We start from the raw sequence: 26243 nt of genomic DNA, 5'->3' as shown, positions 1-26243 counted from the left end.
TTATACCTTTTGGTTTTTCGTAAATTAAATAAATGAGTGGATATAGCAAACTAGATGATGAATTTCATTACAACTAAAAACTCACAGACATCGCCCCGATGAAAACAAAAGTGCAGAAAGTGTACGAGGAATATACGAAAGAACGGAATTTACGTTAAAGAAATTGAATGTTTTTTCATCATCTCCCAACTTGTTTCATAAATTGTTGTAAGGACGAAGAGGGGGGATCGGTGATGAACGTCAACGAACAGCGAAGTCTTCAATATGCGATTGAGGAAATTACGGAGGTTGCGAAAGGGTTCGGACTCGATTTTTATCCGATGCGATATGAAATATGTCCAGCGGATATTATTTATACATTTGGGGCTTACGGAATGCCGACGCGCTTTTCTCACTGGAGTTTTGGGAAGCAATTTCATAAAATGAAGCTTCATTATGATTTAGGATTAAGTAAAATTTACGAGCTCGTGATCAACTCAGATCCGTGTTATGCGTTTTTACTTGATACGAATTCACTTGTGCAAAACAAGTTGATTGTCGCACACGTGTTAGCCCATTGTGACTTTTTCAAAAATAATGTTCGCTTTAGCAATACAAAACGGGACATGGTCGAAAGTATGGCCGCAACAGCTGAACGTATTAAATATTATGAGCACGAATATGGAAAGCGTGAAGTAGAAACGTTCCTTGATGCGGTGTTGTCCATTCAAGAACATATCGACCCGTCGCTATTACGAGCGAAACTTGCCTGGAGTCTCGATGAGGAAGATGACGAGCCTACGAAAAGTCAAACGCCATACGATGACTTATGGAATATGGATAAGAAGAAAGAGAAAAAGACATATAAGAAAAAACGGAAACAATTCCCGCCAAAGCCTGAGAAGGACATTTTATTATTCATCGAGGAATATAGCCGCGAACTTGACGATTGGCAGCGCGATATTTTAACGATGATGCGAGAGGAAATGCTCTACTTCTGGCCACAGCTTGAAACGAAAATCATGAACGAAGGCTGGGCTTCGTATTGGCATCAGCGCATCATGCGGGAGCTTGATTTAAGCACGGATGAAGCGATTGAATACGCTAAGCTAAACGCTGGTGTTGTTCAGCCATCTCGCACAAGCATTAATCCGTACTATTTAGGAATTAAAATATTTGAAGATATCGAAGAGCGATACAACAATCCTACCGAAGAAATGAAGCGTCTTGGAGTGAAGCCAAACTCCGGGCGTGAAAAAATGTTTGAAGTTCGTGAAATCGAATCGGATATCTCATTCATTCGAAACTACTTAACAAAAGATTTAGTCATGCGGGAAGATATGTATTTATTTCAGAAGCAAGGAAGAGATTACAAAATTGTCGATAAGGCGTGGGAATCCGTGCGCGACCAACTCGTCAGCATGCGCGTCAACGGAGGCTTCCCGTATATCACCGTAAACGACGGCGACTATTTACGAAACGGCGAGCTGTACTTGAAACATTGGTTTGAGGGAATCGAGCTTGATGTGAAGTATTTGGAAAAAGTTCTTCCATACTTGCATCAACTTTGGGGCCGAAACGTGCACATAGAATCCCAACTCGAAAACAAAGCTGTCGTCTTTAGCTACGACGGGAAAACAATGCACAAGAAGTTCATATCGTAAACATGAACCTTCCTCTAAGCGAGGGAGGTTTTTTATTTTCAGCAATAATCTATTGATTTGGCAAATGCTTAGTTGATTTTTTTCTGCTCTCAAAAATTTTGCGGTCCTTTTTTTCTGCATGCAAGCTAATTAATAAGTGAAAGGATTCATTACAAGAAAGGAAGGAATCAAAATGAAAGAATTACTATTTACTGAGGAACCAATTTATGTCATACTGCCGTCGATGAATGAGTACGATTTGCATACGGCGATAACTATTTTACTATTTTTTGAGGAATTAGATGAAAATGATGTCTATCTCAGCAATCAATCGCATTGTCAAAAAGCTTGAAAAGGCGTGTCCCGAATTTTTTTCTCGTAATTCATTCATAAAATTGGGTGCAGTTCATATGGATATAGTGAATAACATCTTATGGAGGGGATACTATTTCACAAAATAATGAGAAACGAGAAAACATTATAAAACAGACGACGAAGGATACGAATGATCTCATTCATAAAACGGTGGATAGTGCCAACAACATCGTGAAGTCGGTTTCAGGTGAAGGTGGAATTGTCGGGAAGGCAGCAGACACGTCTTCCAATGTGCTGAAAAATGCATCGAATATCGGTAAAGGTGTGGTCGATAAGACGGTAGATACGTCTTCGAATGCGGTAAATAAAACGAAAAGCAAATTGTTCGGTAGCAAAAAACGAAACGATTCTAAATAAGGTCCAACAAGCTGTAGCGGTTTCGCTACGGCTTGTTTTTTGGGGGAGGAGTGAAACAAATGGAGCATAAATACGTATTACATAAAAAGGGTTTTAGGAGGTTCAGGTATGAAAAATACACCGATAGGAAAGGAATGTCCGAAATGTGGCAGTACCGACTTAGGAAAAGGAAAGCTTAGTGGATATTCAACAATGACGCCGGTAAATAAAGTGATAAGTTTAGGGTCTGACATTGAATACATTATCTGTACGGATTGTGGTTTTATTATTGAAGGATATGTCACAAAGCCTGAGAAATTTAAAAATACGTGGGGGTAATCCCACTCTTGGTTTATCACACGAAGTATCCGGGTAAAAAACTTAAAACGTGATAAAGGTGTGAAGAGATGTTCGGTTCGATCACAACGAACGAAATAGCGGATGAGTGGCAGGAGACATTTTGGAGCATTGACTGGTCGAATATTGGATTGTTTCTCGTCTATGTGCTTTTAATTTTCTTTTGTAGATGGTTGATTTTGTTTTGGACTTCAAAGATGAAGAAAAGTGACAGGTCCTTTTTTGTCCACATGGACGCCATCTTGCGGTACATTTTGAATTGGGTGACGACATACGGTCTATTATTGTTTATCGTCTTTTATTTTTCGGATTCCCATTGGCTGTTTCGAGAGTTGGCTGCAATCGGAAATGTAAAAGTAACCGTCTTTTTGATTGTGATTGGCATTTTAATTATTTCCCTTGCAAACCGAATGTCGAAAGTCATTACGAATTACATTTTACCTGCTGTTTATGAGCGGTATCAGTTGGATAAAGGTGTGCGTTACACCTTCGATCGCATTTTTCATTACGGTGTGATGGTCATTGCCTTTACAATCAGTTTAACCACTGTTGGGATTGATTTAAGTGCGTTAACCGTCTTTGCTGGAATTATTGGGGTTGGGATTGGCTTTGGTCTACAAAATATCGCTTCCAATTTTATCTCTGGAATTATTTTGTTGTTTGAGCGGCCGATTAAAGTCGGAGACCGTGTCATTGTCGATGACGTGCTCGGTGATGTCGAGAAAATTAGCATGCGTGCGACTGTCATTAAGACGCTCGATAATGAACATATTATCGTACCGAATTCATATTTTTTAGAAGAAAAGGTTGTCAACCGCTCTTATTCTGACCCGGTACTGAGACTAGTGATCCCTGTTGGCGTTGCATATGGTTCTGACGTCGAAAAAGTGAGGGAGCTTTTAGAGCAAGTCGCCAAGGATGAGCAATTAGTTTCCAAAGTCGTGTTAACGAAACCAGATCCTTACGTCAATTTTGTTGGGTTTGGTAGCTCTTCCTTAGACTTTGAGCTGTTCATTTGGATTGCAGACCCTCATTTTGCAGTGCAAATTAAAAGCAATCTAAACTTTCGTATTAATAAAATCTTTAGCGAGCAGGATATCGAAATTCCTTTCCCGCAGCGAGACTTACATATACGAAGCATTGACGACAGTGTGGTGAAAGTCGCAAACCGTCTTAATGAAAGCTGAACGAATGAAGTTCAGCTTTTTTTATGCACTCTTTTTAGATAATGCCATAAAAAAAGGCCAAACTTTCCTTTCTGATTACAATGTTTTTGCCCAGTAAAACCTTGTAAATCAGAATGGATAAGAATGACCCAATTATAGTTTAACCAAATATAAATCTTTTAGTCTTCATGCGCGCGAGTGTCTTCTTTATGCACGGGTTGGGCTGGTTTAACCGCGCGAATGTCGATTCTAAGCGGAGTAGGAATGCTTAAGCGCGCGAGTGTCTTCTTTATGCGCGGGTTGGGAATGTTTATGCGCGCGAATGTCCTTTCTAAGCGCGAGTTGGGAATGCTTATGAGCGCGAATGTCCTTTTTATGCGCGGGTTGGGAATGCTTATGCGCGCGATCGACCTTCCTATGCGCGTTAATTGACTCTATAAGCGCGCCTTCACTAAAAAGTAATCATACAGGAAATGTAAAAAGACAGAAAATTTGTTATATTTAGGTGGGAGGGATAATGGTATGTCTGGATTTCATTTAAACGAAGTGTGGAAAGTGTTTGAAGGTGATGGAATCAAAACAACAGCAATTAAAAATGTCAACTTAACGTTAGAGCCAGGAGATTTTGTTTCAATTGTAGGTCCATCCGGTTCAGGAAAGTCGACACTTTTAAGTTTAATAGGAACGCTCGATACACCGACGAGTGGTGAAATTTTATACGGTGGAAAGAAGGTAAGTGAATACTCCGCCAATAAGCTAGCAGACTTTCGGTTTGAAGAGATCGGCTTTATTTTTCAACAATTTCATTTGATTCCGACGTTAACAGCATTGGAAAATGTCATGTCTCCTTTGCTCGGGCGGAAGGTTCCGTATAACAAAAAAGAAAGAGCGATAGAAATGTTGGAACAGGTAGGATTACATAATAAATTAGATGCGCTTCCTTCACAGCTTTCAGGAGGACAGCAGCAGCGTGTGGCCATTGCCCGCGCGCTCGTTCATGAGCCGAAATGGTTGTTGGCAGATGAACCAACGGGCAACTTAGACAGTGAAACGGGTGAGTCGATATTTTCTCTTTTAACGACATTAAATAAAGAAAAGAATTGCGGTGTGATTTTTGTGACGCATGACCAAAAGTTAGCTGACCGAGCTCGAATGCAAATTAAAATGAAAGATGGCGAAATGGTGAGTGCGCATGCTTAAATGGATTTGGAATTCGTGGTGGCGGAATAAAGAGCGGTTTATTTTATTATTAGTTGGGGTTTTAATTGTAAGCATTGGGCTTAGCTATTTGGTAGGTATTACGGAGGCGAACAAAGGAACCATCGTAGAAGAACTGCAAAAACGGTGGAAATCTTCTTATCATATGGTCGTTCGACCGCCAGATAGTCGCAGCGTGACGGAGGAAAAAAAGCTGCTAGAGCCAAACTATTTAAGCGGATTAGCAGGTGGAATTACACTTGAACAATATGAAATGATTAAAGCAATGGACAAAGTGGACATTGCCGCCCCAATTGCGATGTTGGGGTATTTGTATAACGACACAGCACTCGGTTCGGTTGATGTGACAGAACCTGGAATTTATCGGCTGAAGATGATTGAAAAGACAGATACAGGAGCTTACGAAGAAGTGGATGAAGGAGAAATCTACTTTACAAGAGGCGATGAAAGAACGAAAGAAAGAGAGAAAGAATACGGCTTAACGGTTTTTCAAGATGGCCAGCTTTCGTATGGTTCTAGTATTTTAATCGCAGGAGTTGATCCGGAAGCTGAAGCGAAGTTAGTCGGATTAGACGAAGCTGTAGTCCGGGAGGCAAATAGTCGTTATTTCCTTACAGAGGATCAAGCAGAAGTCGTGGCACTTGCAGAAAGCATTCAAGCCTATAATATTCCCGTCTTGATGAGTAATCAAGAGTTTGTCGACGGGGAAATTATTTATACGATTGAAAAGCTAGATTTGCCGTTTGGAACAACTAGCGAGCGAGAAAAAACACTTCAAATAGTGAAAGATGAGGGTGGGAAGGAATTTCTTCAAACGATCGAAGGAAGCGTGTTGGAGGAGCGATCATTTACAACAATAGAGGCTCATCAAAAAATTGTCGAAGAAATTACATCTCAATCTTCAGAGATGAATCGAACGAGGTGGATGGTTTTTCAGCCGTCACAAGTTGAATATCGACCTGTTTCAAGTCCATTTGCTGATCGATGGCCGTTTGCCTATGAGGTAACGCCTTTTTCCGTTCCAGACGATTCTTTTTTACCCATTCAATCCGCCTATCGTGAAGTTCGAATGTTTGGGAATGACAGTGCAGGTTGGCCGCGCATTCAACTCGACTTTAAAGGGATTTTTGATCCATCCGAATTGAAACTATCAAAAGATCCATTAACCGAACTTCCAATGGAAACGTATTTCCCTGCTAAAGCAGAGTGGGTTTTAAATAAGGAAAATGAACCGGTAAATCCACCTGTTCAAATGAAGCCAATGAACAACCCGTATGGATTTTTAACGAAACCTCCTTTGTTGTTGACAACACTTGATGCGGCGGCTACTGTACTTGGCGAGAAGCCAATATCCGCCATTCGAGTCAATGTAAAAGGGGTGGAAGAATTAAATGAAGAAAGTGAAGAGGTATTAAATAACGTTGCCAATGAGATAAAGGAGAAAACGGGATTGATCGTAGATATCACGTTAGGCTCTTCACCGCAGCCAGCTTTAACACATATTCCAGAGATAGATGGTGTAAATAGCCTCGGTTGGGTTCAACAACCATGGATTAAACTTGGTTCGTCTATGACGATCTTTGAAGAAACGAAAGTAGGCTTTTCGGGCGTTGTAGCCAGTGTCATCTTCGTTGCGATTGTCTATGTATTTTCTTCGAATTTAATTATGATGTATGCCCGGAAAAAAGAATTCGCAGTTTTGTTATCAATTGGATGGCGACCGAGGCAGCTTTCACAGCTTTTGTTTGTCGAAAGCACGTTGTTAGGGATTCTTGTATCCATTATTAGTTGGATCATCCTTGCCTTTTTTCTCGTTATTCAAAATGGGGAAACATCGGTTGTTAGAGTGATGATGATTGGGATATGTGGCCTCTTCATATATTGGCTTGGTTCCTTTATACCAATGGTCCTCGTTCGAAGAATCAAGCCTTATGAAGTGATGAAAGCAGGAGAAGTGACCAGATCACATAAACGAATCGTGCGAGCTCAGTCGGTTATTGGGATGAGTTTAAATTATTTAATATCCACTTGGAAACGTAGTTTTCTTGCAATTTTATCAATTGCCTTCCCAACTGGTTTGCTTATGTTTTTTCTTTTCATTACTTTTCGATTAAAAGGAGAGTTATATACTACATGGCTAGGTGAATACGTTGCGATGGAAGTTGGACCTATGCATTATATTGCAATGGGGATTGCCATCTTGATCGCCATTTTAACAACAGCGGAAATCATCTGGCAAAATGTTTCCGAACGACAACCGGAAATTGCGGTGTTGAAGGCAATTGGATGGAGGAATCATGCTGTGCGGAAGCTCGTTTTACTTGAGGGGGCAGTAAGCGGATTTCTAGCAGGGATTCTTGGATTCGTTCTTTCACTTTTATTTATTGTGTACATGTATGGACAATTTCCAACCGAATCATTGGTCTTTCTTATAGCTTCAGGTTTTATTCCCGTATTGACAGGGATGATCGGTGCCATCATACCAGCTGAAAAAGCGGTTCGGATTTTACCGTATGAAGGATTGCAAGGAGGAGTAACGAACTCCGACAAGACCGAAAAGGCGTTTAAATGGTCTTTAAGTTTGGGGGGAGTTGGTCTGTTCGTTGCGGTATTACTTTTACTTGTACAGATGCTTCCAGAACCAGTTGAAGAGGCGGTCGAGGTGACGAATGTAGTTAGGTCCGTAGATAAGACGGAAGGAGAGGTAACAGAAGAATTCAATTCGGTTGGGGAAAACTCAGAGAAAGTAATGGGTGTGAATGAGGAACCATTCGAACAACGATTCAAAAGTGCTTATAAAGTAGCGAAGTTAGGAGAAACAATTGGGAATAAGCAACGTTATAGATTTGGACATTTAACAACTTCGCCATCAGACGTTGAGGTTGAAAATCCAAACAATGAGCTGCTCTCCATTCCTGTCTATTTTGAAGACAAGGATACGATGTCAAACGGAAGTTTAATCTATAAACCATCCACCTATAAATTGATTGATGACAAAGGAAATGAATACTTCGTGAAGCATATGGAAGTTATTGAGTCAGAGAATTGGAAGCAACAGATGATGATTATTTCTCCTGGAAAGGCCAATGTTGTATTAACCTATGAAGTACCGAAGGACGTAGAACATCTTGTACTCATCGTCAAAAATAGTTTCGAACCAGGAGAAATTGTAGTAGAAGTAAAATAATCCATAATTATGGTATAGTAGAAGAAAAAGGAAGTTTTTCAACATGAAAGTCGTTAAGAATCTCGTTATATGGTTATCTTTGTTTCTATATGGGTGTACTCATTCAGAACAACATTTGACTATATCGGCGGCTGCGAGTCTACAAGGACCACTTGAAGAGGTGGTGGAGGCATTTGAAGCCGAACATCCATCCGTTCGGATAAACATCAACTATGGAGGTTCCGGTGCACTAAAGCATCAAGTAGAAGAAGGTGCGCCGGTAGACCTCTTTTTTTCGGCAGGAATGTCCCCAATGGAAGCCTTAGTAGAGAGCGGATATATAAAAGAGTGGACTACGGTTGTTGAAAACCGCCTTGTCCTCGTTGTTCCGGATCAACTTGGACAAGATATCAAGCAAGTGGAGGACTTATCAAAATCAATCGTCCAAAAAATTGCCATCGGTCAGCCAGAAACGGTTCCGGCAGGCCAGTATGCGAAGGAAGTTCTCGATCACCTACATCTATGGGATACTGTGCAAGAAAAAATTGTCTATGGAAAAGATGTAAGACATGTTTATACATACGTTACAACGAATAATGTGGAAGCAGGTTTTGTTTATAAAACCGATGTTCAGTCTAAAGATCTGGTTCAAGTGATTCCAATTCCAAGTGAGCTTCACTCGCCGATTGTTTACCCGATTGGCATCGTGGCGAATACAAAGCAAAGTGACGAAGCTAATCGCTTTATCGAATTTATTCAAGAAGAACAAGCAAAATTTATTTTTGAAAAATACGATTTTAGTGAGAGGAACAGCAGTGGAAGCTAATCAACTAATGAATGCTATTATGTTATCTTTTCAAGTTGCGACATTAGCAACCCTTTTTTCATTTTTGGGTGGCATTTCGTTCGGAAAATGGTTTTCTAAAAAATCATTTCCAGGGAAAAGTGTGATGGAGACGGTTCTCTTATTGCCGATTGTCTTACCGCCATCGGTCGTCGGCTTTTTACTCATCATCGTATTTGGTCGACAAAGCGTCATCGGTCAGTTGGTGGAGTCGATTTTTCATCAGCCGATTATGTTTACAACGTCAGCTTGCGTCATTGCCTCAACAGTCGTCGCTTTCCCGCTCATGTATCAATCGGTGAAAACGGGTTTGGAATCGGTTGATAGTACGTTAGAAGATGCAGCTAGAGTGGATGGTGCTACGGAATGGGAAACATTTCGGTTTATTTCCCTTCCTTTGGCACAAAAAGCTGTCATTGCGGGGGTTGTATTAAGTTTTACAAGAGCTATGGGGGAATTTGGCGCAACGCTCATGTTTGCAGGAAATATTCCTGGTGAAACACAGACGATACCGCTTGCCATTTATGTCGCAATGGACGCGGGAAATATGACTCTCGCATGGGGACTTGTCGGTGTAATGGTTATGTTTTCGTTCTTATTGTTGACCATCATTCAACTGCTTGGAAGAAAAGCATAGAAAAAAGAATATAGGTGTGTGAAGAATATGAAGGAAAAGAAAAGGAAGTCAGAACTATTGGAATGGACTAAGTCCATTGTAATTGCAGCATTACTTACATATGGGATTCAAGCGTGGCTTTTTGCGCCAATTATCGTGGATGGTGAATCAATGAACCCGACAATCCAAAATCAAGACCGTATGATTGTCTCCAAAATTGATACGCCAGAGCGATTCGACATTATTGTGTTTCATGCTGAGGAAGATAAGGACTTTATTAAACGCGTGATCGGATTGCCAGGAGACAGAGTAGAATATAAAAATGATACGCTTTTTATTAATGGAAAAGCGTATGAAGAAACGTATTTAGATGAAATGAAAAAAGAAATAAAGCAGCTATATGGAGAAGGTGCTCTTCTAACGCAAGACTTTACACTCGATAGTTTACTAGGATATGAGACAGTCCCTGAAAATACTTTATTTGTGCTAGGAGATAATAGACAAAACAGTAGAGATAGTCGGCACATCGGTTTTGTTCCAATGGAAGAAGTCGTTGGAAATGCGAAGCTTGTTTTTTGGCCATTTGAGAATACTGGGTTAGTCAAATAGTGTGTCTTTTGTTTTGTCTGCATGGGAAAAGCTTTTTGCCATTAGAATGAAATTGAAATAAATGGTAAAATAAAGAAGCTAAATTGGAATTAAATCGTATAACCTATTAAAAAAGAGGGGACTGTAATGTTGCTTCGAAAAATAGGAAAATACATTTTCTTGATAGTAGCTTTACTGTTTGTATTTTTGTGGTCTATCTTTTTTGAACCAAGTGGGAATATGGGTTTGTTTGTACGAGTAAAAATGTCCCAATCTATTTTTACATTATTTACCTCTATTAAAGAAAAGTGGTGTTACGATGACTTGTCATTATTTCATAGCAAGCTTTCGGCCGATTGAAAAGTTTCATCAATTCGGATGTGATTATCCTTTTTTAAGTGGCGAAGCGTATAAGGAAAGGTTACCTTTTACTTTACCGTATGTTTACGAATATGGTGGGGAAGACGAAGCATTTGTTACGTTTTTAGATGAATTTATGGAATTAGGTGACGTAATCGAGTTTTACGTGTTTGAAGAGGGGCGTCATGGCATTCCTTTGTCTTCCCTTCATCCTGAAGAAGCCAGAACTATAAATCTATTAAAAAAGACATATAAGGATAAATATGGTGAATACCAAATTAAAGAAAAAACATGGAAGGAAGAGTTAGCAAGAAGAACGATCGCTTCAAAACGCAGTGTTACGACATTTGTCAAATGGTGATTATGATAAGAGGAGAATGAGAGAATAAAAACACTGCTACGGATGTTAAGATGTACATGAAAAATCATTCCATTTAAGTTTTCTCTTTGCTTAAAGTAGCAAAAGGACTGTACCTGCTTCTTGCAACGTTTCAAGAATCTATGAAAAGCCCACCCTTGTGTATAATCTATTTACAAATATTGTGATATGTAATTCGGTTTATTCAATGGTTAAATGAAGCAAACAATAGCCTCCATTCGTAAAGAAGGTAGGGGGGTGTTAAAATGTTCCAAGCAAAAGTTGTTTGTGCAGTTTGTCATAAAAAGATTGAAAAAGGTGAGGAATTCATCGCCAGGCTCCGTATGCCGTATCATGATGGCATGGTTCGAATTAAAAAGTTTTTAGAGCAGGAAGCACAAATTATTTGTTTGAACTGTGACAGAAAAGAGAGGTAATCATATGAATCTCATTCAACTTTTCGTTTTTGTTATATTAATGGCACTCATATCCAGTCCTATTGAGCGTAGACTGCGAGAAAAACTGAATGTCCAACGGAAGAAAGGATGGTTCGTTCACTTCGTCCATCCGTCACAAACCGTCTTGGAAATCTTTCTTTTATTCTTGTTTATCTTTTCCTTTTTTCGATATTGGGATGAGCATACTTTACTCATTGTATTTGCATTTTTAATTGCTCTCGATCTTCTTCGGGCGTTTATGCACTGGAAGTTTGAGCGCTCCTCTCGGGAATGGGTGATTCATTTAATTTATGCTAACTTCATAACCATTCTTTTTATTCTATTGTTTTTCTTACAGGTGTTTTAAAAGTTGCTAGATGTAAGAAAGGTGACGGACTACTTTTCTCTTTAGAGTGAAGTGGATAAGTGACCGATTGTGTTGAGTGGGGGATATTTTTGGAATGGGTTAAAAACTTTGAGGAATTTTATATCATCTTGTATGCAATCATCATCTTGTTCATTAACCTTGATTACTTACGAGAATTCCCGAAGATCAAAAAAGGAATGAATGAAATTTCGTCTGATAAAGAACTTGAGTTGAACCCAAGTTCGAAGTCTGTCATGTTCTTCATATTAACTTTTAATTTCTTTCGCAGATGGATGATTTACTTACTTGCGGTTCTACTTACAGAAAATGTAGTAGTATTAATCATTTCTGCTATGCTTTTTATCATTGGATTATATGATAGCTTGTTTCATTATAGTGTTGATAAAGTGAAGAAAGCGATGAATTTTAAATTATTCCTTTCGATCGCTGATACTATTTATAGTTCAGTTTTCATCATTTACCTTCTTATGAAATAAGTATGTAACCATTAAGACGAAGGGGATTACATATTTAAAAATCCCCAAAACGTTAAGGTAGTTCACGTTTTGGGGATGGTGAGCTTAAAAAGCGGTAGATGGGATTTTGCTTTCTTGAACGGTAAAGGTTCCTTTCGAAAGTTTTAAGACTGTATCGGATATTGCGGCAATGCTTTGGTCATGCGTGACCATGATAATGCATTTTTGTTCTTCATGGGCAAGTCGTTGGAAGAGCTTAACGATTTCTCTTGCTGTATCTTCATCTAAGTTTCCAGTCGGTTCGTCGGCGACGATTAAATCGGATTGACAGCTTAAAGCACGAGCGATGGATACGCGTTGTTGTTGCCCTCCACTTAACGTTAATACTTTCTGTTTCGCCTGTTCTTCTGTAATGCCGACTTTAGCCAATAAATTTAGGGCATGTACTTTTTTATCTTTCACCGTTGTTTTTGTTATTTCCATCGCTGTTATGACATTTTGCAATGCGGTCATGTATGGCAATAGATTGTATGCTTGAAAAACAATCGATACGTATTGATTTCGGTATGCAGTTAATCCAATTTTTTTAATATCTGTTCCTTCATAGAGAATGGAGCCTTCTTTCGTTTTGTCGAGACCGCCTGCAAGGGAAAGAAAGGTCGTCTTCCCAGAACCGGACGGGCCGATTACCGTATAAAATCGGCCGCGTTCGAAGCTGACGTTCATATTTTTTAAAATATGCTTTTTTTGTTGGTTTTCCGTATACCAGTAGTTCACGTTTTGAAATTGTAGTAATGCCATCGTGCATCCCCTTCCTATTCTTGTTTTGTTAAAATCGTTTTCGGTTGTAAACGGATGATGGATAAAGACGGAATAAGCGTCGAAATAACCGCGATTAATAAGCCGATGCCGCCAAGAATGAGCAATTCTTCTCCTGATACTTGGATGGAAAGCTCGCTAATTGGATCCACAGATGTTTGCGTAGTCTGAGTCAAGCCGAGTCGACCCATTCCGCCTCTACCGAATCCTTGTGGTACGGTTTGGTCTTCTTCTACTTGGGTTATTTGTTGGGATAAAAGCTCTTCCCCTAATTGATTAGCAATGACATTTCCGCTAACCGATGCCACACCAAGAGATAATGCAGCGATAATTATAATCTCAACTAAAAATTGTCCGATAAGCTTCCATTTCTTTTCACCAATTGCTAGCAATACGCCCATTTCATATGTGCGTTCACGAATTGACATCATGACGATTAAGCTTAAAATAATGGCCCCAGCGATCGTAATGACGAATACTGTGTTTGACGAGAATGATGCGACGTTTTCGATTGGGCCGACCATTTGTTGATAAAGTTGGTCATTAGCATCTAATGTGTACTGCGTAAAGTCAACAACACCATTTGCTTCTGCTTCTTCAATGAAGGAATCGATATAAGCTGGGTCTGCCATATAATAAACAGCTTGGTCAATCGTACCAGCGGAATCTTCTCCCTTTAAAGCAGTGGAAACTGTGTGAGGTACGTACAGGACGTTATTAGGAATTGAGAATGCAAAGCTTGCTAACTGTCCATCAGTTGTAGCTGTCGTTTCATAAATCCCTACAATTTCTAATGTCACTTCAGTTCCTTCTTCTTCCGTTGATGAAATCGTAATCGTATCACCGATAGCTAGTTCGTTATTTTCTGCTAACGTTTGTTCAATCATAACAACGTTAGCCCCTTCGTCTTCTTCTGTAATGTGGCGACCTTCAAGAAGTGTAGCCGTTCCATCTGTAAACGTCGATAATATTTCGGAGAATGTTACTCCTCGAGTCGTAACGTCTGCTTCAAAACGCGCATTTCCTCCACCTTGTCCGTTTTGGAAACGTGTGTTTTCTGTCGTTGTCTCTTCTTCTACTTCTTCCTCAACAGGTTCAAAACTTTCTGCGATTGCAATGGAGTTAGAATAAAAATTGTATGACTTAATGTATGAAGAGTTTAATAAGTCTTCAGCTTGTTCCACTGGAATAGGACTTGATTGGATGGGAGCTCGACGCTGTTGCCCTTCGGCTTCACTGTCTGTTTCCGTGTTTTCCATCGCTTTTTGTACATCGTATTCTAACGTCACTTCTCCTCCTAATTGTTCGCGAGCGAGATCAGATGACTTTTCCGCAGCGGATTGAATCGATAACCCCGAAACAACTAAGACGAAAATGACACTCAAAACAAATAACATTAAAATTGATTTTCCTTTTCTAGCCTTCACGCTTAAAAAGGCGCGTTTCAAAAAATTCATAGTTTCTATCCTCCGTATTTAATTTTGTTGGGGGGGCGGGCGTATCTATGTGCAAATGACACGCCCTGTGTGAAAAAATGTGTCTAGTTTGAATTGTTGTGGGATGAAAAGTTCATCCGAACAAGTTCTTCTTTAGGCTAATGGAAAAATATGAACAATTTATGACGAAACATGTGTGAAAGTATGAAAAAGTATGAAACGATTGGGAACAATGGTGAAAATGATTTGTTTTTCAATCATTTTCGATTAATCTATAAGGAGAGAAAACGAGTATCGAGGTGAATCCTTTGAAAATACTAATTGTTGAAGATAATGAAAGTGTTTGTTCCATGCTTGAGATGTTTTTCCAAAAGGAACAGTACGAAGGAACATTTATTCATGATGGTTTAAAAGCGTTAGAAGCGTTTGATCGTGACGAATGGGATTTAGTTATTTTAGACTGGATGCTTCCAGGGATGGACGGAGTGAGTATTTGCCGAAAAATACGGGAAAAAAGTTCGGTTCCGATTATTATGTTAACGGCAAAGGATAGTGAGTCCGATCAAGTGTTAGGACTTGAAATGGGAGCGGATGACTATGTAACAAAACCGTTTAGTCCTCTAACACTTATGGCACGGATTAAAGCTGTCACACGACGCTATCAAACAAAAGAAGAACCAGTAGAAAAAGTAGTGGAGACGCAATTTTTTAAATTGAATCAAGATACACGAGAAGTATGGCTTAATGGTGAAAAAGTCACACATGTGACACCGAAGGAATTCGAGTTGTTACAAGAATTTATTACGCACCCGAAAAAAGTGTTTACGCGAGATCAACTTCTTGAACGTGTGTGGGGATATCAATATTATGGCGATGAGCGTACAGTCGATGTACACGTCAAACGGTTACGAAAAAAAATAGCCCTTTCTAATCGACCATTTATTCATACTGTTTGGGGTGTAGGGTACAAGTTTGACGAATCGGTGGTAGAGGATGCGTAATAAATATTTCTATCAAATCTTTGGGAGTCACTTAATTATCGTTTTGACTGCCTTTTTGATTTTAAGTTTGTTGTTTACAACGTTCGTTCGAAACTTTGTGTATGAAAACAAGGTAGATGAGCTTACTTCATACGGAGATCAACTGATGAAAGTTGCGCTTTCGGATTCTCCTTTATCCAAACGGTCTCAATTGTATTCGTTTCGAAATATGCTGGAGGCGCAAAAAGTTCAGTTGTACTTGTTTGATGAAACGGGCCAAATTCTCCCTTCTAATAATAAAAACCCATTCCCAAACTTTTATTTAAGTGAAGAAGAGTGGGAACGGCTCAAAAATGGCGAGCGCGTATCCGTATTGCGTGATTTCGGACGTTTTGACGAGGGAGTGACTTTCGTTGCCTTGCCTATTATAGAAGAGCAAGAGATGCTCGGCGGGATGATTTTAATGTCGCCCATAAGCGGAATTACGAAAATGATTGACCAAATTAATCGGTATTTATTAATTGTCATTATTATTTCTTTAGTTGCCGCCCTAATTATTAGCTACGTATTGTCTCGCATATTTGAAAAACGAGTGCAAAAGCTGCGCGATGCAACGTCAATGATTGCATCAGGAGATTACAACGTGCATGTTGAAGACAACAAACGAGACGAAATTGGTCAATTGGCACAAGATTTCAACGATATGGCTGGTCAACTGAAACGGTCGCAAGAAGATATCGAACGACTGGAAAAGCGCAGAAGACAATTTATTGCCGATGTTTCACATGAATTGCGCACCCCTTTAACCACCATTCGTGGACTCATTGAGGGGATTAAAAATAATTTAATCCCACCAGAACAAAAGGAAAAAAGCATGAACTTAATCGAACAAGAAACAATACGGTTGATTCGACTCGTCAACGAGAACTTAGACTATGAAAAAATTCGATCCAATCAAGTGGTCTTGCAGCGGGAAGAAATCTATGTAGTTGACGTCTTTGAGATTATAAAAGACCAACTATCCCTTCTCGCTGAAGAAAAACAAAACGAAATCCATCTAGAAGCACCAGAAGATTTAACCGTATTTGCTGACTACGACCGAATCATTCAAATCATCTTGAACATTACCAAAAACAGTATCCAATTTACCTCAAAGGGAACAATCACACTGCGAGGGCGAAAAGGATATAAAGAAACCATCATTGAAATTGAAGACACAGGAATCGGCATGGATAAAGAAGAAATCGAATCCATTTGGCTTCGCTTCTACAAAGCCGACATTTCACGTAAAAGTACATCCTATGGCGAATTTGGCCTCGGCCTTTCAATCGTGAAGCAACTCGTCCTTCTTCATAATGGAACAATCGAAGTAGAAAGCAAAAAACAAAAAGGAACAAAATTTATCATCAGCATTCCTGATGAGAAGAAAGTCGTCTCCAACTAGTTGGAGACGGCTTTTTTTGTAGGAGAGTGAAGCATATGGGCGAAGTGACGGTGAAGTTGGGCGGAGCGGAAGGAATATTGGGCGGAGCGGAAGGAATATTGGGCGGAGTGACGGTGAAGTTGGGCGAAGCGCAGGAATATTGGGCGGAGTAACGGTGAAGCTGGGCGGAGGAACGGGTAACTTGGGCGAAGCGCAGGAATGTTGGACGCAGCGCGGAACACTTTGAGCGAAACTCACAAACATTGGGTCAACCATATAACTCCAAAAAATGCGTTCCTTCTGTAAGGAACGCATCGGCTTCGTTATTTCTTTTCCATTTGAAACGGTAGTCGATTAGCATGTTTCACATTTGATGTTTCAGAAACGTATGAAGCTTCAATAACAGCACTTGGGTCAATTTCAAGTGCGATGGCCTTCACGCGTGGGTACGTGAAGCGGTTAGAAATACAGTAAATAATTGGCCGGGGCTCTTTTGAGTATCCGCCGCGCGCTTGCAAATACGTAATCGATAGATTTAAAGTTTTCATTAAGGATTGCCCGATTTCTTCGCACTTGTCTGAAATAATCATAATCGACTTTCCTTGATTTAATCCATCGATGACGAAATCGATCATTTTGGTGACGATGTAAAAGACCGCTAATGAAAACATTGCTTGTTCTACAGAGAAGACAAAAGCGGCAAAGGTGAAAATAACCGCATTAATCCCAAGTAAAAAGGTGCTAATCGGAATTTTAAAGTGGTTATGCGCCCATACGGCAAGCATTTCTGTTCCATCGATTGCACCGCCGAATTTAACAACGATACCGATTCCAACCCCTACTAATAATCCACCATATAGAACAATCAACACGTCAGAATCTGTAATAGCTGGAACGGGTGTTAGCCATATTAAACCGATTGACGTAATGACGTTTGCGTAAATCGTTCGAATAACGAATGGTTTTCCCACATCTTTTGCAGTGAAAAGCAGGATTATTCCGTTTAAAACAAGAAAAATGACAAAGATAGGCGTGTCGAATAAATGGTTCATCATAATCGCAATCGCCGTTACACCACCATCAACTAAATTATTTGGTGCTAAAATCAGTTCGATTCCGGCTGCGACGAGTAGTGAACCGATCGTTAGAAAAATATATTCAATAAAGTGTTTCATTCCATCACCTTCCAAACGTTCATACTATCATTATATCGTAAAAATAATTTATTTAAAATTTTTAAGAGTAGGAGAATTGATGTGATCACCATTTTAAATCATCGGAAACGAAAGGTTGCAAAGAAAATTTTAACGTTACAAAAGGAAGCCTATCAAGTTGAAGCTACCTATTTAGGTGTTTCAGACATACCGCCTTTACGTGATACGACAAGAGCCATTATGTATTCAAATGAAGAGTTTATTGGGTTTTGGGACGGTAAAAGTTTAATAGGATCCATAGCGTATGAGGTGAGTAAAGGAGCATTGATTCTTTCCCGAGTCATGGTCTCTCCATCCCACTTTCGAAAAGGAATAGCCACAGCGCTCCTTCAATATTTATTTTCTTCAAAAGGTGATGACTCTGTATATATAGTGACGACCGGAGCACAAAATTACCCAGCGATCGAACTGTACAAGAAGTTCGGATTCACCGAATGCCAGTCGTATGCAACACGGGAAGGAATTCAATTATTAAAACTCATTCGGACCGTTAACGAGGACGCTTTTCCCAAGGCGTAACCGTCCCAACAACATTTTCTTGCTTCTTTTCTTTAATCGCTCGAATGACACCGTTTGAAATTTCATCATGCGTTAGCCATCTACTTTCACCATGCTCCATTTGAAAACCGAGAAAAATAGAATGATAGTGACATGACAGGGGAGGTGTAAAAGACGGTCGGTCATAAAAGTAGCGACTACCTAATACATGATACAACTCCCAAGATTTTCGCGATGTTTGTTCAACCGATTTACAGATAAAGGGGAGTGCGTTAGGTGCTGTTGAATGAATCCAACTTACGACGAGTTCAATCGGTCCATTTCTTGAAATAGTATCTTCAATTTCTCTCACAAGCGACTCCGTATCATGATAATCGACTTGTATTGGGGTGTAATTCTCCCCGTGAAAAGCGGCTAGCTTTTCCTTCGTTCGTCCGATCACAGAGGTTTTGTATCCTTGATTATGCAACCACGTCGTCACGTTTTTTAACATGCCTGTTCCACCGATAACAAGAGCGTGCATTTTTTCCAGCCTCCTTTTTACTCTAAGTATACTATATATTTCCATTCACTCTTTACAAATATGGTTGTACAGGTTAGAGTGAACTCTAAAGAAATATGTTGTGAGGGGATTTCCATGTACACCATTAGTGAACTAGCAAAAGCGTTACAAATTTCGCCCCATACCCTTCGTTATTATGAAAAGGAAGGAATTATGGAATCCATCCGAACGGACAGTGGTGAGCGGCGATATACGGAAGAGCATGATAAATGGCTTCGTTTTGTACTAAAATTACGCGAGACTCAGATGCCAATTGCTCAAATAAAAAAGTATGCGATGCTTGTAAAAGAAGGGGAGCACACAACCGAAGAGCGGCTGGAGCTTTTGAAGTCTCATCTAAACAATATCCAGAAGCAACTCATTGAGCTCCAATCAACTGAAGAAATGTTGCAAAAGAAAGTGGCCATGTATGAACAATGGTTAGATCAGCATCCACGTTTTGCTGGGGAAAATGAGTAACGATGTGGAACTTTTTTTACTCATGATTCGTAGTAGAAAGCATGGTATGATAAATGCATGGATAAAATGGTGAATAATGGTTGTTTTAGGAGGATTGTATGTTTAAATCAAAAGTTCATTTTTGGACGTTGCAAATTTTAATGCTCGTGCTCATCATTTATTTTAGTACGAAAATTTCTTTCTTATTTGAGCCCCTAGTCATTTTTGCAACGACGTTATTCTTTCCTATTTTAATTTCAGGATTTTTCTATTTTTTGCTCAACCCTGTCGTTGGGTTTATTGAACGAAGAAGGGTTCCAAGAACGTTATCCATTCTTATTTTGTACGTACTGTTTATAAGTGTGATTACGTCCATCATTGGTTTAATTGGACCAACGATTGTGAAGCAGTTCAACGACTTAATTGAAAATATGCCGAGATACATCGCGCAATCCCGTACTGTAATTGAAGACTTATATTTTAGTTCGTGGTTTCAATGGGTGATGGCTCAAGACATTTTTTCGCTTGATAAAATTGAGAGCACGTTGACGAATTACGTATCAACGATTACGGAAAATGTATCACAAGGCTTGCAAGTTGTCTTCGGTGTTATCGCGAATATCACCCTGATTATTATTACCGTACCTTTCATTTTGTTTTACATGTTTAAAGATGGCGAAAGATTTCCAAGCACAGTGGCCAAGTTTTTCCCGAAAGACTTCCGTCCGGATGTGTTACGTATATTACGTGAAACAGGAGACACATTATCCGTCTACATTCGCGGACAAATGATTGTCTCCCTCATGGTAGGGATCCTTTCTTTTATCGGGTATTTACTCATTGGATTGCCGTATGCCCTTCTTTTAGGATTAGTGGTTGCAGTCACAAATATCATTCCGTACGTTGGACCTTTTATTGGTGTGGCACCTGCGATCATCGTCGGATTGCTTGATTCACCGATGAAAGCTCTACTAGTTATCATCGTTGTTACCGTCGTTCAGCAAATCGATGGAAACGTCATGTCGCCGCTCATTATTGGTAAACGACTAGACACGCACCCGCTAACCATTATCATCTTATTACTCGTTGCTGGAAACCTTGCCGGGGTACTTGGTATGATTTTAGCCGTTCCAACTTACGCTGTAACAAAAACAATCGTTATCAACTTATACCGACTCATCCGGTTACGACAAGAAATCAAGACCGAATAGCGCCAAATCAATGGCGCTATTTTTTTATGGTTGAGAGGGGATTCACGCAATTCGGGGAAGTGAAGAAAAACGGGGTGGAAGTGATGGATAAAATGGCCGAAGTGAAGAAAAACGAGGTGGAACTGATGAATAAACCGATAGAAGTGATGGATAACGAGGTGGAACTGATGAATAAATCGCCGGAAGTGAAGAATAACGGTGCTGAAACTGATGAATAACCTGTCGGAAGTGATGGATAACCGAGTGGAAACTGATGAATAAAAAGGCCGAAGTGATGAATAACGATGCTGAAACTGATGAATAAATCGCTGAAACTGATGAATAAATCGCTGGAAGTGAAGAATAACGGGGTTGGAACTGATGAATAACCCGATAGAAGTGATGGATAACCGGCTGGAAGAACAATTCACCATGAATGACATCATTTATTTTAAGTAATTCGCTCTATATAATAAGGTGATTTTTTAAAGGGAATTTGGTGTTTAATGTAAAATGTATATCAAACAGCTCTGTTGATATTTGGTAGTAATAGATGTTGTTGTACCGTAATAATAAGAATGCTTGTTAGGAGGTGTGGAAATGACATTAAATTTGCGTTTAGAATTGTTCGTAAAAGATTTGCAAAGGTCTGTTGATTTTTACAAGAATGTAATTCAATTAGAGTTATCTTCTCAAAATGAGAGTAGTGCTATGTTTAAAGCGGAAAATATTAATTTACTTTTAACGCAAGAAGATGTTATTTCGGAAAACCATTATTTTAGAGAAATTAAAACTTCTCGGAAAGGGTTGGGAGTTGAAATAATATTAGTAGTACCAGATGTTCAAAGTTATTATCAACGTATATGTGAAATGCAAATTGATTTAGAATCAGAACTAAAACAACAAGAGTGGGGAATGACGGATTTTCGCTTAACTGATCCAGATGGTTATTATTTAAGAATCACTTCACCTAAAAAGTGATAATTTGATAGCCTTAATCTGTTGTTTTCAATGCGGAAGATAAGTTCAGCCCTTATTAATTATGTTACTTCAACTAACGGCTAGGGATATTTTAATAATTGTAAGCCCTATGCTACATGGATTGTTATCTATTAGTCGTATTTAATTGATAGTTATAATTGACAAGTCAAAAAGCAGGGAAATTCCCCTGCTTTTTGATGTCTGTTAATTGGTCAAAATTGATGCCAATTTCAACTGTTCTTTTATTTTTGTACCTCTAATCGGAACTCGTTAATTTAAAATCAGCCCCTGAATGTTTATTATTCTACATCTCGATTAAAGCGAACGGCGTGTGGGAGAATCGGGTCTTGTAAATGGTATTCGTAGGTGATGCCATCGACTTTTCCGACAATTTTATCACTTTCATATAGTTCAATTAAAAGCTGTGCCATTTCACTTGAGGTATGGAATTTTGGAAGGACTCCTTCGTAATTGAACTCGTCAATTCCTAAAGATACTTTCGCAAATTCAGATTCTGTTGCGGCAGGAGCTAATACTTTTGCTTTCATTTTTGCTCCTTTTGCTTGTAATTCTTGAGCTAGTCCTTCTGTAAAGGCGCTGACAAAGAATTTTGTCGCACAATACGTAACGTTATCGGCGATGATGGTATAACCGCCAGCTGAAGAGATATTAATGAGTTGTGTGCCTTCGACATTCGCATAATCGCGTACAAATAACGTTGAGAAAATGGTTAGCGCTTCATTGTTAAGGCGAAGCATGTTTTGTATTTTCGTTAAATCTTGGTCCATAACGCTACCGTAATGTCCAAAGCCTGCATTGTTGATCCATGTTTCAAGTTCAAAGGCATTGGCTTCTTCATAAAATTTGTATACATTTTCCGTAACGGATAGGTCGTACACAAATAGTTGTACATCCACTGATGGATTGATTTGATTAATCTGTTCTTTTAGTTGCTTCAATTGTTCATGCCTGCGGGCAACAAGAATTAAATTCTTTCCTTTTTTCGCAAAAGCGAGAGCTGTCTCATAACCAATTCCTGAACTAGCTCCTGTAATGACTGTATATTTCATGTTTAAACCTCCACATTTTTGACTTCACAAACCGATTGTAACGGTTAGAGTGAACTCTAAGTCAAACAATTTATGTACTTGTTTAACCGCGAAGAGTATTCCAGTTCCAATTGATAAATAATAAAAAAAATTACCACTAAAAAAGGTTATTTATTGACAATTTTCAGGAAAATGCATACAATACATTCAAATGATTATTTGAATGTTTGAATGAGAGGTGATTTCCCCATGAAAGAGAAAGATGTTTGTGAAGTGGAATGTATAAGCGATGATGTAGAAAGTCTACAACAGGAGATTCAAATACGAGATCATCAAGCGGTTGCCACTATTTTTAAGGCGTTAGCTGATGAAACGAGGGTGAAGATTGCCTACGCTCTTTTAATAAAAGAAGAATTATGTGTATGTGACGTAGCGAATCTTGTTGGTAGTTCAACGGCTACTGCTTCCCATCACTTGCGCCTGTTACGCAATTTAGGATTAGCGAAATACCGGAAAGAGGGGAAGCTTGCGTATTATTCATTAGATGATGACCATGTGAAGCAAATCATTACATTAGCATATGCTCATCAGAAGGAGTTGCAAACGCGTGAGTGAAGAAAAAGCAGTATATCGGGTACAAGGATTTTCATGTGCTGGCTGTGCCAAAACATTTGAACGAAATGTTCAAAGTATACATGGGGTCGAGCACGCAGAAGTAAATTTTGGAGCTTCAAAATTAACGGTCTACGGAAAAGCTTCGCTACAAGAGTTAGAAAAAGCAGGTTCATTTGAAAAATTAAAGATATATAAAGAGGATGAAGAAGTTTCCGAACAAACGATACCTTTTTGGAAAAAGCACCAAGAGACGATTATTTCAGCAATCTTTTTGTTCATCGGGTGGATTTTACAAGATGAGTTATTGTCCATATCTGCCTTTCTATTATCAATGGTCATTGGAGGATACCGGTTATTTCAAGCGGGACTCCAAAACTTAGTTCGCCTTCAGTTTGATATGAAAACACTTATGACGATTGCTGTAATTGGCGCAGCACTGATTGGTGAATGGGGTGAAGGAGCAACAGTTGTCTTTCTATTTTCTGTGAGTGAAGTGCTGGAGCGATATTCTATGGAACGGGCAAGACGCTCAATAAAGTCATTAATGGATGTTGCTCCGAAACGAGCTACGATTGAACGCGATGGAATCGAAATGGACGTACATGTGAGAGACATTCGAGTAGGTGACTTGTTAAAAGTGAAGCCAGGCGAAAAGATCGCAATGGACGGCATCATCGTAAAGGGAACGGCCAACGTGAATGAAGCCACTATCACAGGCGAATCCATTCCGGTGACAAAAACAGAGCAAGATGAAGTTTTTGCTGGGACGATGAATGAAGATGGATATCTGCACATTCAAGCGACAAAAACAGCCGAAGATAATACAATCGCAAAAGTTATTCAACTGGTGGAAGAAGCACAAGCGGAAAGAGCACCAGCCCAAGCGTTCATCGACCGATTCGCCAAATATTACACACCCGTTATTATGGGAATCGCCTTTTTAGTTGCCATTCTACCGCCACTTCTATTTCAAGCTGATTGGCAAACATGGATCTATCAAGGGTTAGCCATACTCGTCGTCGGATGTCCATGTGCGCTCGTCATTTCAACGCCGGTTGCCGTCGTCACTGCGATTGGAAATGCGGCACGAAACGGCGTGCTCATTAAAGGAGGAATTCACCTCGAACAGGCAGGACGACTAAAAGCCATTGCCTTTGATAAAACTGGAACGTTAACGAAAGGGAAGCCGATGGTGACAGACATTGACGTGGTTGACGGAAGTGAACAAGACGTAGCCATTATGGCGGCTCTTGAACAATATTCACAACATCCATTAGCGAAAGCGATTGTTGATTATGCGGAAGACTTATCGATACCATATCAGTCGAAGACGGTAGAAAATTTCTCTTCGATTACTGGAAAAGGAATCACCGGAAACATTGAAGGTGAAACCTTTACCATCGGTAGTCCCTCTTTTGTCTCCAACTTCTTGACAAAAGAGGTAGAAAAAACGGTGCATAAGCGGCAAAAAGAAGGAAAAACAGTCATTCTATTAGCCGATAAAAAAGCTATTCGACTAATCGTCTCAATTCAGGACCTTCCACGGGAAAACAGCGCTACTATCTTACAGCAATTGCATCAACTCGGCATCCAACATACGGTCATGTTAACAGGTGATAACCGCTTTACTGCGAACGCTGTTGGAAATCAAATGGGGTTAACGGACATTCAAAGTGAACTCCTCCCGCAAGATAAAGTAGTGGCAATGAAGCAGTTACAGCAAAAACATCAACACGTCGGCATGGTGGGAGATGGCGTAAACGATGCTCCAGCTCTTGCTGCTGCAACTGTAAGCTTTGCGATGGGAGCATCCGGTACCGACACGGCCATTGAAACGGCCGACATCGCCTTAATGGGAGATGACTTAAAGAAACTACCATTCACTGTACGACTCAGTCGAAAAGCACTGCGCATCATAAAAGAAAATGTCACTTTCTCGATTGGAATCAAGTTACTCGCCCTCTTACTCGTCATCCCGGGATGGCTTACCCTATGGATTGCCATCTTTGCGGACATGGGTGCAACCCTTCTCGTCACGCTTAATGCGTTGCGGTTGTTGAAGCTTTCGAGTGAGTGAAAACATTTGTTTAAAAAGAGCCTCCAATCTTAACAAGATTGGAGGATTTTCCATATTCATCCTAGTAATCCAATTCATAGATACCATTGACGTAAACTTTATACCTTTCAAGGGTTCCAGAGCCGCCAGACTCCTGTAGTTCCTTTGAATAACTCGTAATTCTGTAATAGGAACCCCCATCATCTGTTTCTAAGTTACCAGCCATATCATCAAATATAATGTCTTCATTTTCTTCCATATCTAATTCTTTCTTTAAATACTGAATAGCTTCTCCACCACTCGAAAGCATTATGTCTTCACTTTCTTCTTTTGTATCTCCTACATCAGTTGTCGTTTCCGTTTCTACATTTTCTTCTGGACTACTCTGATTGCTGACAGAATTCGTTTCAGTTTGCTCATCAGAACTAGTATCTACTGTTTCATTTTTACTCACATCAACACTTGATGCTTTGTCGGTATCGGAACGATGATCTCCACTTGTGGATTCATTCCCGCATGCTGAGAAAATAGCCATAAATAATACTGTAATACTTAACAACAACCAACGCTTTCTCATTCCATGAAGCTCCTTTCAGAGAGAATTATTAAATCAAATTTAGCAGAAAATGGTATTAATTTAAAGGTTTAGTGTCTAAATCAATTAAAATTTTAATTGTATCATAAATTTAAGAACCA

Annotated in this window: 29 protein-coding genes; 23 read left to right on the top strand and 6 right to left on the bottom strand. The window is 39.5% G+C overall.

Annotation, left to right across the window (positions count from 1 at the left end; translation table 11 throughout):
* Positions 1-233: 233 nt before the first annotated feature.
* The 14 genes from ML543_RS11290 (at position 234) to ML543_RS11225 (ending at position 12307) form a co-directional block, all read left to right on the top strand.
* Positions 234-1643: a SpoVR family protein gene (locus ML543_RS11290; protein WP_243387472.1), complete on the top strand. Its 1410-nt coding sequence runs from the start codon at positions 234-236 to the stop codon at positions 1641-1643.
* A 172-nt stretch (positions 1644-1815) separates the two neighbouring features.
* Positions 1816-1974, top strand: a complete 159-nt coding sequence (locus tag ML543_RS11285) for a hypothetical protein (protein ID WP_243387471.1) — start codon at positions 1816-1818, stop codon at positions 1972-1974.
* A gap of 194 nt (positions 1975-2168) precedes the next feature.
* Positions 2169-2354, top strand: coding sequence for a hypothetical protein (locus ML543_RS11280; RefSeq protein WP_243387470.1), 186 nt, complete (start codon positions 2169-2171; stop codon positions 2352-2354).
* A 108-nt stretch (positions 2355-2462) separates the two neighbouring features.
* The gene (locus tag ML543_RS11275) at positions 2463-2672 is read left to right on the top strand and encodes a transcription initiation factor TFIIIB (RefSeq protein WP_243387469.1); all 210 of its coding nucleotides are present in this window, start codon (positions 2463-2465) and stop codon (positions 2670-2672) included.
* Between the two features lie 68 nt (positions 2673-2740).
* Positions 2741-3877 carry a mechanosensitive ion channel family protein gene (locus ML543_RS11270; protein WP_243387468.1) on the top strand — a complete coding sequence of 379 codons (1137 nt, stop codon included), beginning with the start codon at positions 2741-2743 and terminating at the stop codon, positions 3875-3877.
* A 501-nt stretch (positions 3878-4378) separates the two neighbouring features.
* Positions 4379-5056: an ABC transporter ATP-binding protein gene (locus ML543_RS11265; RefSeq protein ID WP_243387467.1), complete on the top strand. Its 678-nt coding sequence runs from the start codon at positions 4379-4381 to the stop codon at positions 5054-5056.
* Positions 5049-8261, top strand: coding sequence for an ABC transporter permease (locus tag ML543_RS11260; RefSeq protein WP_243387466.1), 3213 nt, complete (start codon positions 5049-5051; stop codon positions 8259-8261). The genes ML543_RS11265 and ML543_RS11260 overlap by 8 nt, the downstream gene beginning before the upstream one ends.
* Before the next feature lie 43 nt (positions 8262-8304).
* On the top strand, positions 8305-9066 hold the full coding sequence (modA, locus tag ML543_RS11255; RefSeq protein WP_243387465.1) for a molybdate ABC transporter substrate-binding protein: 762 nt from the start codon (positions 8305-8307) through the stop codon (positions 9064-9066).
* Between the two features lie 7 nt (positions 9067-9073).
* A complete protein-coding gene (gene modB, locus ML543_RS11250) occupies positions 9074-9721 on the top strand; it encodes a molybdate ABC transporter permease subunit (RefSeq protein WP_243387621.1) in 648 nt (215 codons plus the stop codon).
* A 27-nt stretch (positions 9722-9748) separates the two neighbouring features.
* On the top strand, positions 9749-10309 hold the full coding sequence (gene lepB, locus ML543_RS11245) for a signal peptidase I (RefSeq protein WP_243387464.1): 561 nt from the start codon (positions 9749-9751) through the stop codon (positions 10307-10309).
* Between the two features lie 298 nt (positions 10310-10607).
* Complete coding sequence (locus tag ML543_RS11240; RefSeq protein ID WP_243387463.1) at positions 10608-11009, top strand: hypothetical protein; 402 nt, start codon at positions 10608-10610, stop codon at positions 11007-11009.
* Positions 11010-11272: 263 nt separating this feature from the next.
* Positions 11273-11443 carry a Fe3+ hydroxamate ABC transporter substrate-binding protein gene (locus ML543_RS11235; RefSeq protein WP_243387462.1) on the top strand — a complete coding sequence of 57 codons (171 nt, stop codon included), beginning with the start codon at positions 11273-11275 and terminating at the stop codon, positions 11441-11443.
* A gap of 4 nt (positions 11444-11447) precedes the next feature.
* Positions 11448-11810, top strand: coding sequence for a DUF4181 domain-containing protein (locus ML543_RS11230; RefSeq protein ID WP_243387461.1), 363 nt, complete (start codon positions 11448-11450; stop codon positions 11808-11810).
* 89 nt (positions 11811-11899) lie between these two features.
* Positions 11900-12307, top strand: a complete 408-nt coding sequence (locus tag ML543_RS11225) for a hypothetical protein (RefSeq protein WP_243387460.1) — start codon at positions 11900-11902, stop codon at positions 12305-12307.
* Positions 12308-12391: 84 nt separating this feature from the next.
* Here ML543_RS11225 and ML543_RS11220 read toward each other — a convergent pair whose 3' ends face one another.
* Both ML543_RS11220 and ML543_RS11215 read right to left on the bottom strand, forming a co-directional pair.
* The gene (locus tag ML543_RS11220) at positions 12392-13087 is read right to left on the bottom strand and encodes an ABC transporter ATP-binding protein (RefSeq protein WP_243387459.1); all 696 of its coding nucleotides are present in this window, start codon (positions 13085-13087) and stop codon (positions 12392-12394) included.
* A 14-nt stretch (positions 13088-13101) separates the two neighbouring features.
* A complete protein-coding gene (locus ML543_RS11215) occupies positions 13102-14562 on the bottom strand; it encodes an ABC transporter permease (protein ID WP_243387458.1) in 1461 nt (486 codons plus the stop codon).
* A 287-nt stretch (positions 14563-14849) separates the two neighbouring features.
* Here ML543_RS11215 and ML543_RS11210 point away from each other — a divergent pair, with 287 nt between their 5' ends.
* Positions 14850-15542, top strand: a complete 693-nt coding sequence (locus ML543_RS11210) for a response regulator transcription factor (protein ID WP_243387457.1) — start codon at positions 14850-14852, stop codon at positions 15540-15542.
* Positions 15535-16965, top strand: a complete 1431-nt coding sequence (locus ML543_RS11205) for a sensor histidine kinase (RefSeq protein WP_243387456.1) — start codon at positions 15535-15537, stop codon at positions 16963-16965. Before ML543_RS11210 ends, ML543_RS11205 begins: the two co-directional genes overlap by 8 nt.
* A gap of 302 nt (positions 16966-17267) precedes the next feature.
* Here the strand turns inward: ML543_RS11205 and ML543_RS11200 are convergent, their stop codons facing one another.
* Positions 17268-18119, bottom strand: a complete 852-nt coding sequence (locus ML543_RS11200) for a YitT family protein (protein WP_243387455.1) — start codon at positions 18117-18119, stop codon at positions 17268-17270.
* An 81-nt stretch (positions 18120-18200) separates the two neighbouring features.
* On the opposite strand from ML543_RS11200, the gene ML543_RS11195 reads away from it, so the two are divergent.
* Positions 18201-18677: a GNAT family N-acetyltransferase gene (locus ML543_RS11195; RefSeq protein ID WP_243387454.1), complete on the top strand. Its 477-nt coding sequence runs from the start codon at positions 18201-18203 to the stop codon at positions 18675-18677.
* On the opposite strand, the gene ML543_RS11190 is transcribed toward ML543_RS11195, so the two are convergent.
* Entirely contained in the window at positions 18649-19179 is a 531-nt protein-coding gene (locus ML543_RS11190; RefSeq protein ID WP_243387453.1) for a short-chain dehydrogenase, read from the bottom strand. The two genes, ML543_RS11195 and ML543_RS11190, sit on opposite strands and share 29 nt — an antisense overlap.
* 114 nt (positions 19180-19293) lie before the next feature.
* On the opposite strand from ML543_RS11190, the gene ML543_RS11185 reads away from it, so the two are divergent.
* From ML543_RS11185 to ML543_RS11175, 4 genes are all read left to right on the top strand, one after another.
* Complete coding sequence (locus ML543_RS11185; protein WP_243387452.1) at positions 19294-19677, top strand: MerR family transcriptional regulator; 384 nt, start codon at positions 19294-19296, stop codon at positions 19675-19677.
* A 98-nt stretch (positions 19678-19775) separates the two neighbouring features.
* Entirely contained in the window at positions 19776-20867 is a 1092-nt protein-coding gene (locus tag ML543_RS11180) for an AI-2E family transporter (RefSeq protein WP_243387451.1), read from the top strand.
* An 83-nt stretch (positions 20868-20950) separates the two neighbouring features.
* Positions 20951-21085 carry a hypothetical protein gene (locus tag ML543_RS16935; RefSeq protein WP_279326650.1) on the top strand — a complete coding sequence of 45 codons (135 nt, stop codon included), beginning with the start codon at positions 20951-20953 and terminating at the stop codon, positions 21083-21085.
* A 361-nt stretch (positions 21086-21446) separates the two neighbouring features.
* On the top strand, positions 21447-21827 hold the full coding sequence (locus ML543_RS11175) for a VOC family protein (RefSeq protein ID WP_243387450.1): 381 nt from the start codon (positions 21447-21449) through the stop codon (positions 21825-21827).
* 299 nt (positions 21828-22126) lie between these two features.
* Here ML543_RS11175 and ML543_RS11170 read toward each other — a convergent pair whose 3' ends face one another.
* Positions 22127-22897, bottom strand: coding sequence for an SDR family NAD(P)-dependent oxidoreductase (locus tag ML543_RS11170; RefSeq protein WP_243387449.1), 771 nt, complete (start codon positions 22895-22897; stop codon positions 22127-22129).
* A gap of 228 nt (positions 22898-23125) precedes the next feature.
* On the opposite strand from ML543_RS11170, the gene ML543_RS11165 reads away from it, so the two are divergent.
* Both ML543_RS11165 and ML543_RS11160 read left to right on the top strand, forming a co-directional pair.
* Positions 23126-23491 carry an ArsR/SmtB family transcription factor gene (locus ML543_RS11165; protein WP_243387448.1) on the top strand — a complete coding sequence of 122 codons (366 nt, stop codon included), beginning with the start codon at positions 23126-23128 and terminating at the stop codon, positions 23489-23491.
* Positions 23457-25568, top strand: coding sequence for a heavy metal translocating P-type ATPase (locus ML543_RS11160; RefSeq protein ID WP_243387447.1), 2112 nt, complete (start codon positions 23457-23459; stop codon positions 25566-25568). Before ML543_RS11165 ends, ML543_RS11160 begins: the two co-directional genes overlap by 35 nt.
* A gap of 61 nt (positions 25569-25629) precedes the next feature.
* Here the strand turns inward: ML543_RS11160 and ML543_RS11155 are convergent, their stop codons facing one another.
* Positions 25630-26124 (bottom strand): hypothetical protein, encoded by a 495-nt coding sequence (locus tag ML543_RS11155; protein ID WP_243387446.1) that lies wholly within the window; start codon positions 26122-26124, stop codon positions 25630-25632.
* Positions 26125-26243: the final 119 nt, after the last annotated feature.

The sequence above is a fragment of the Bacillus kexueae genome (assembly GCF_022809095.1).
In the GTDB taxonomy this organism is placed as follows: Bacteria; Bacillota; Bacilli; order Bacillales; family Aeribacillaceae; genus Bacillus_BZ; species Bacillus_BZ kexueae.
This window is presented reverse-complemented; position numbering and strand designations above follow the sequence as displayed.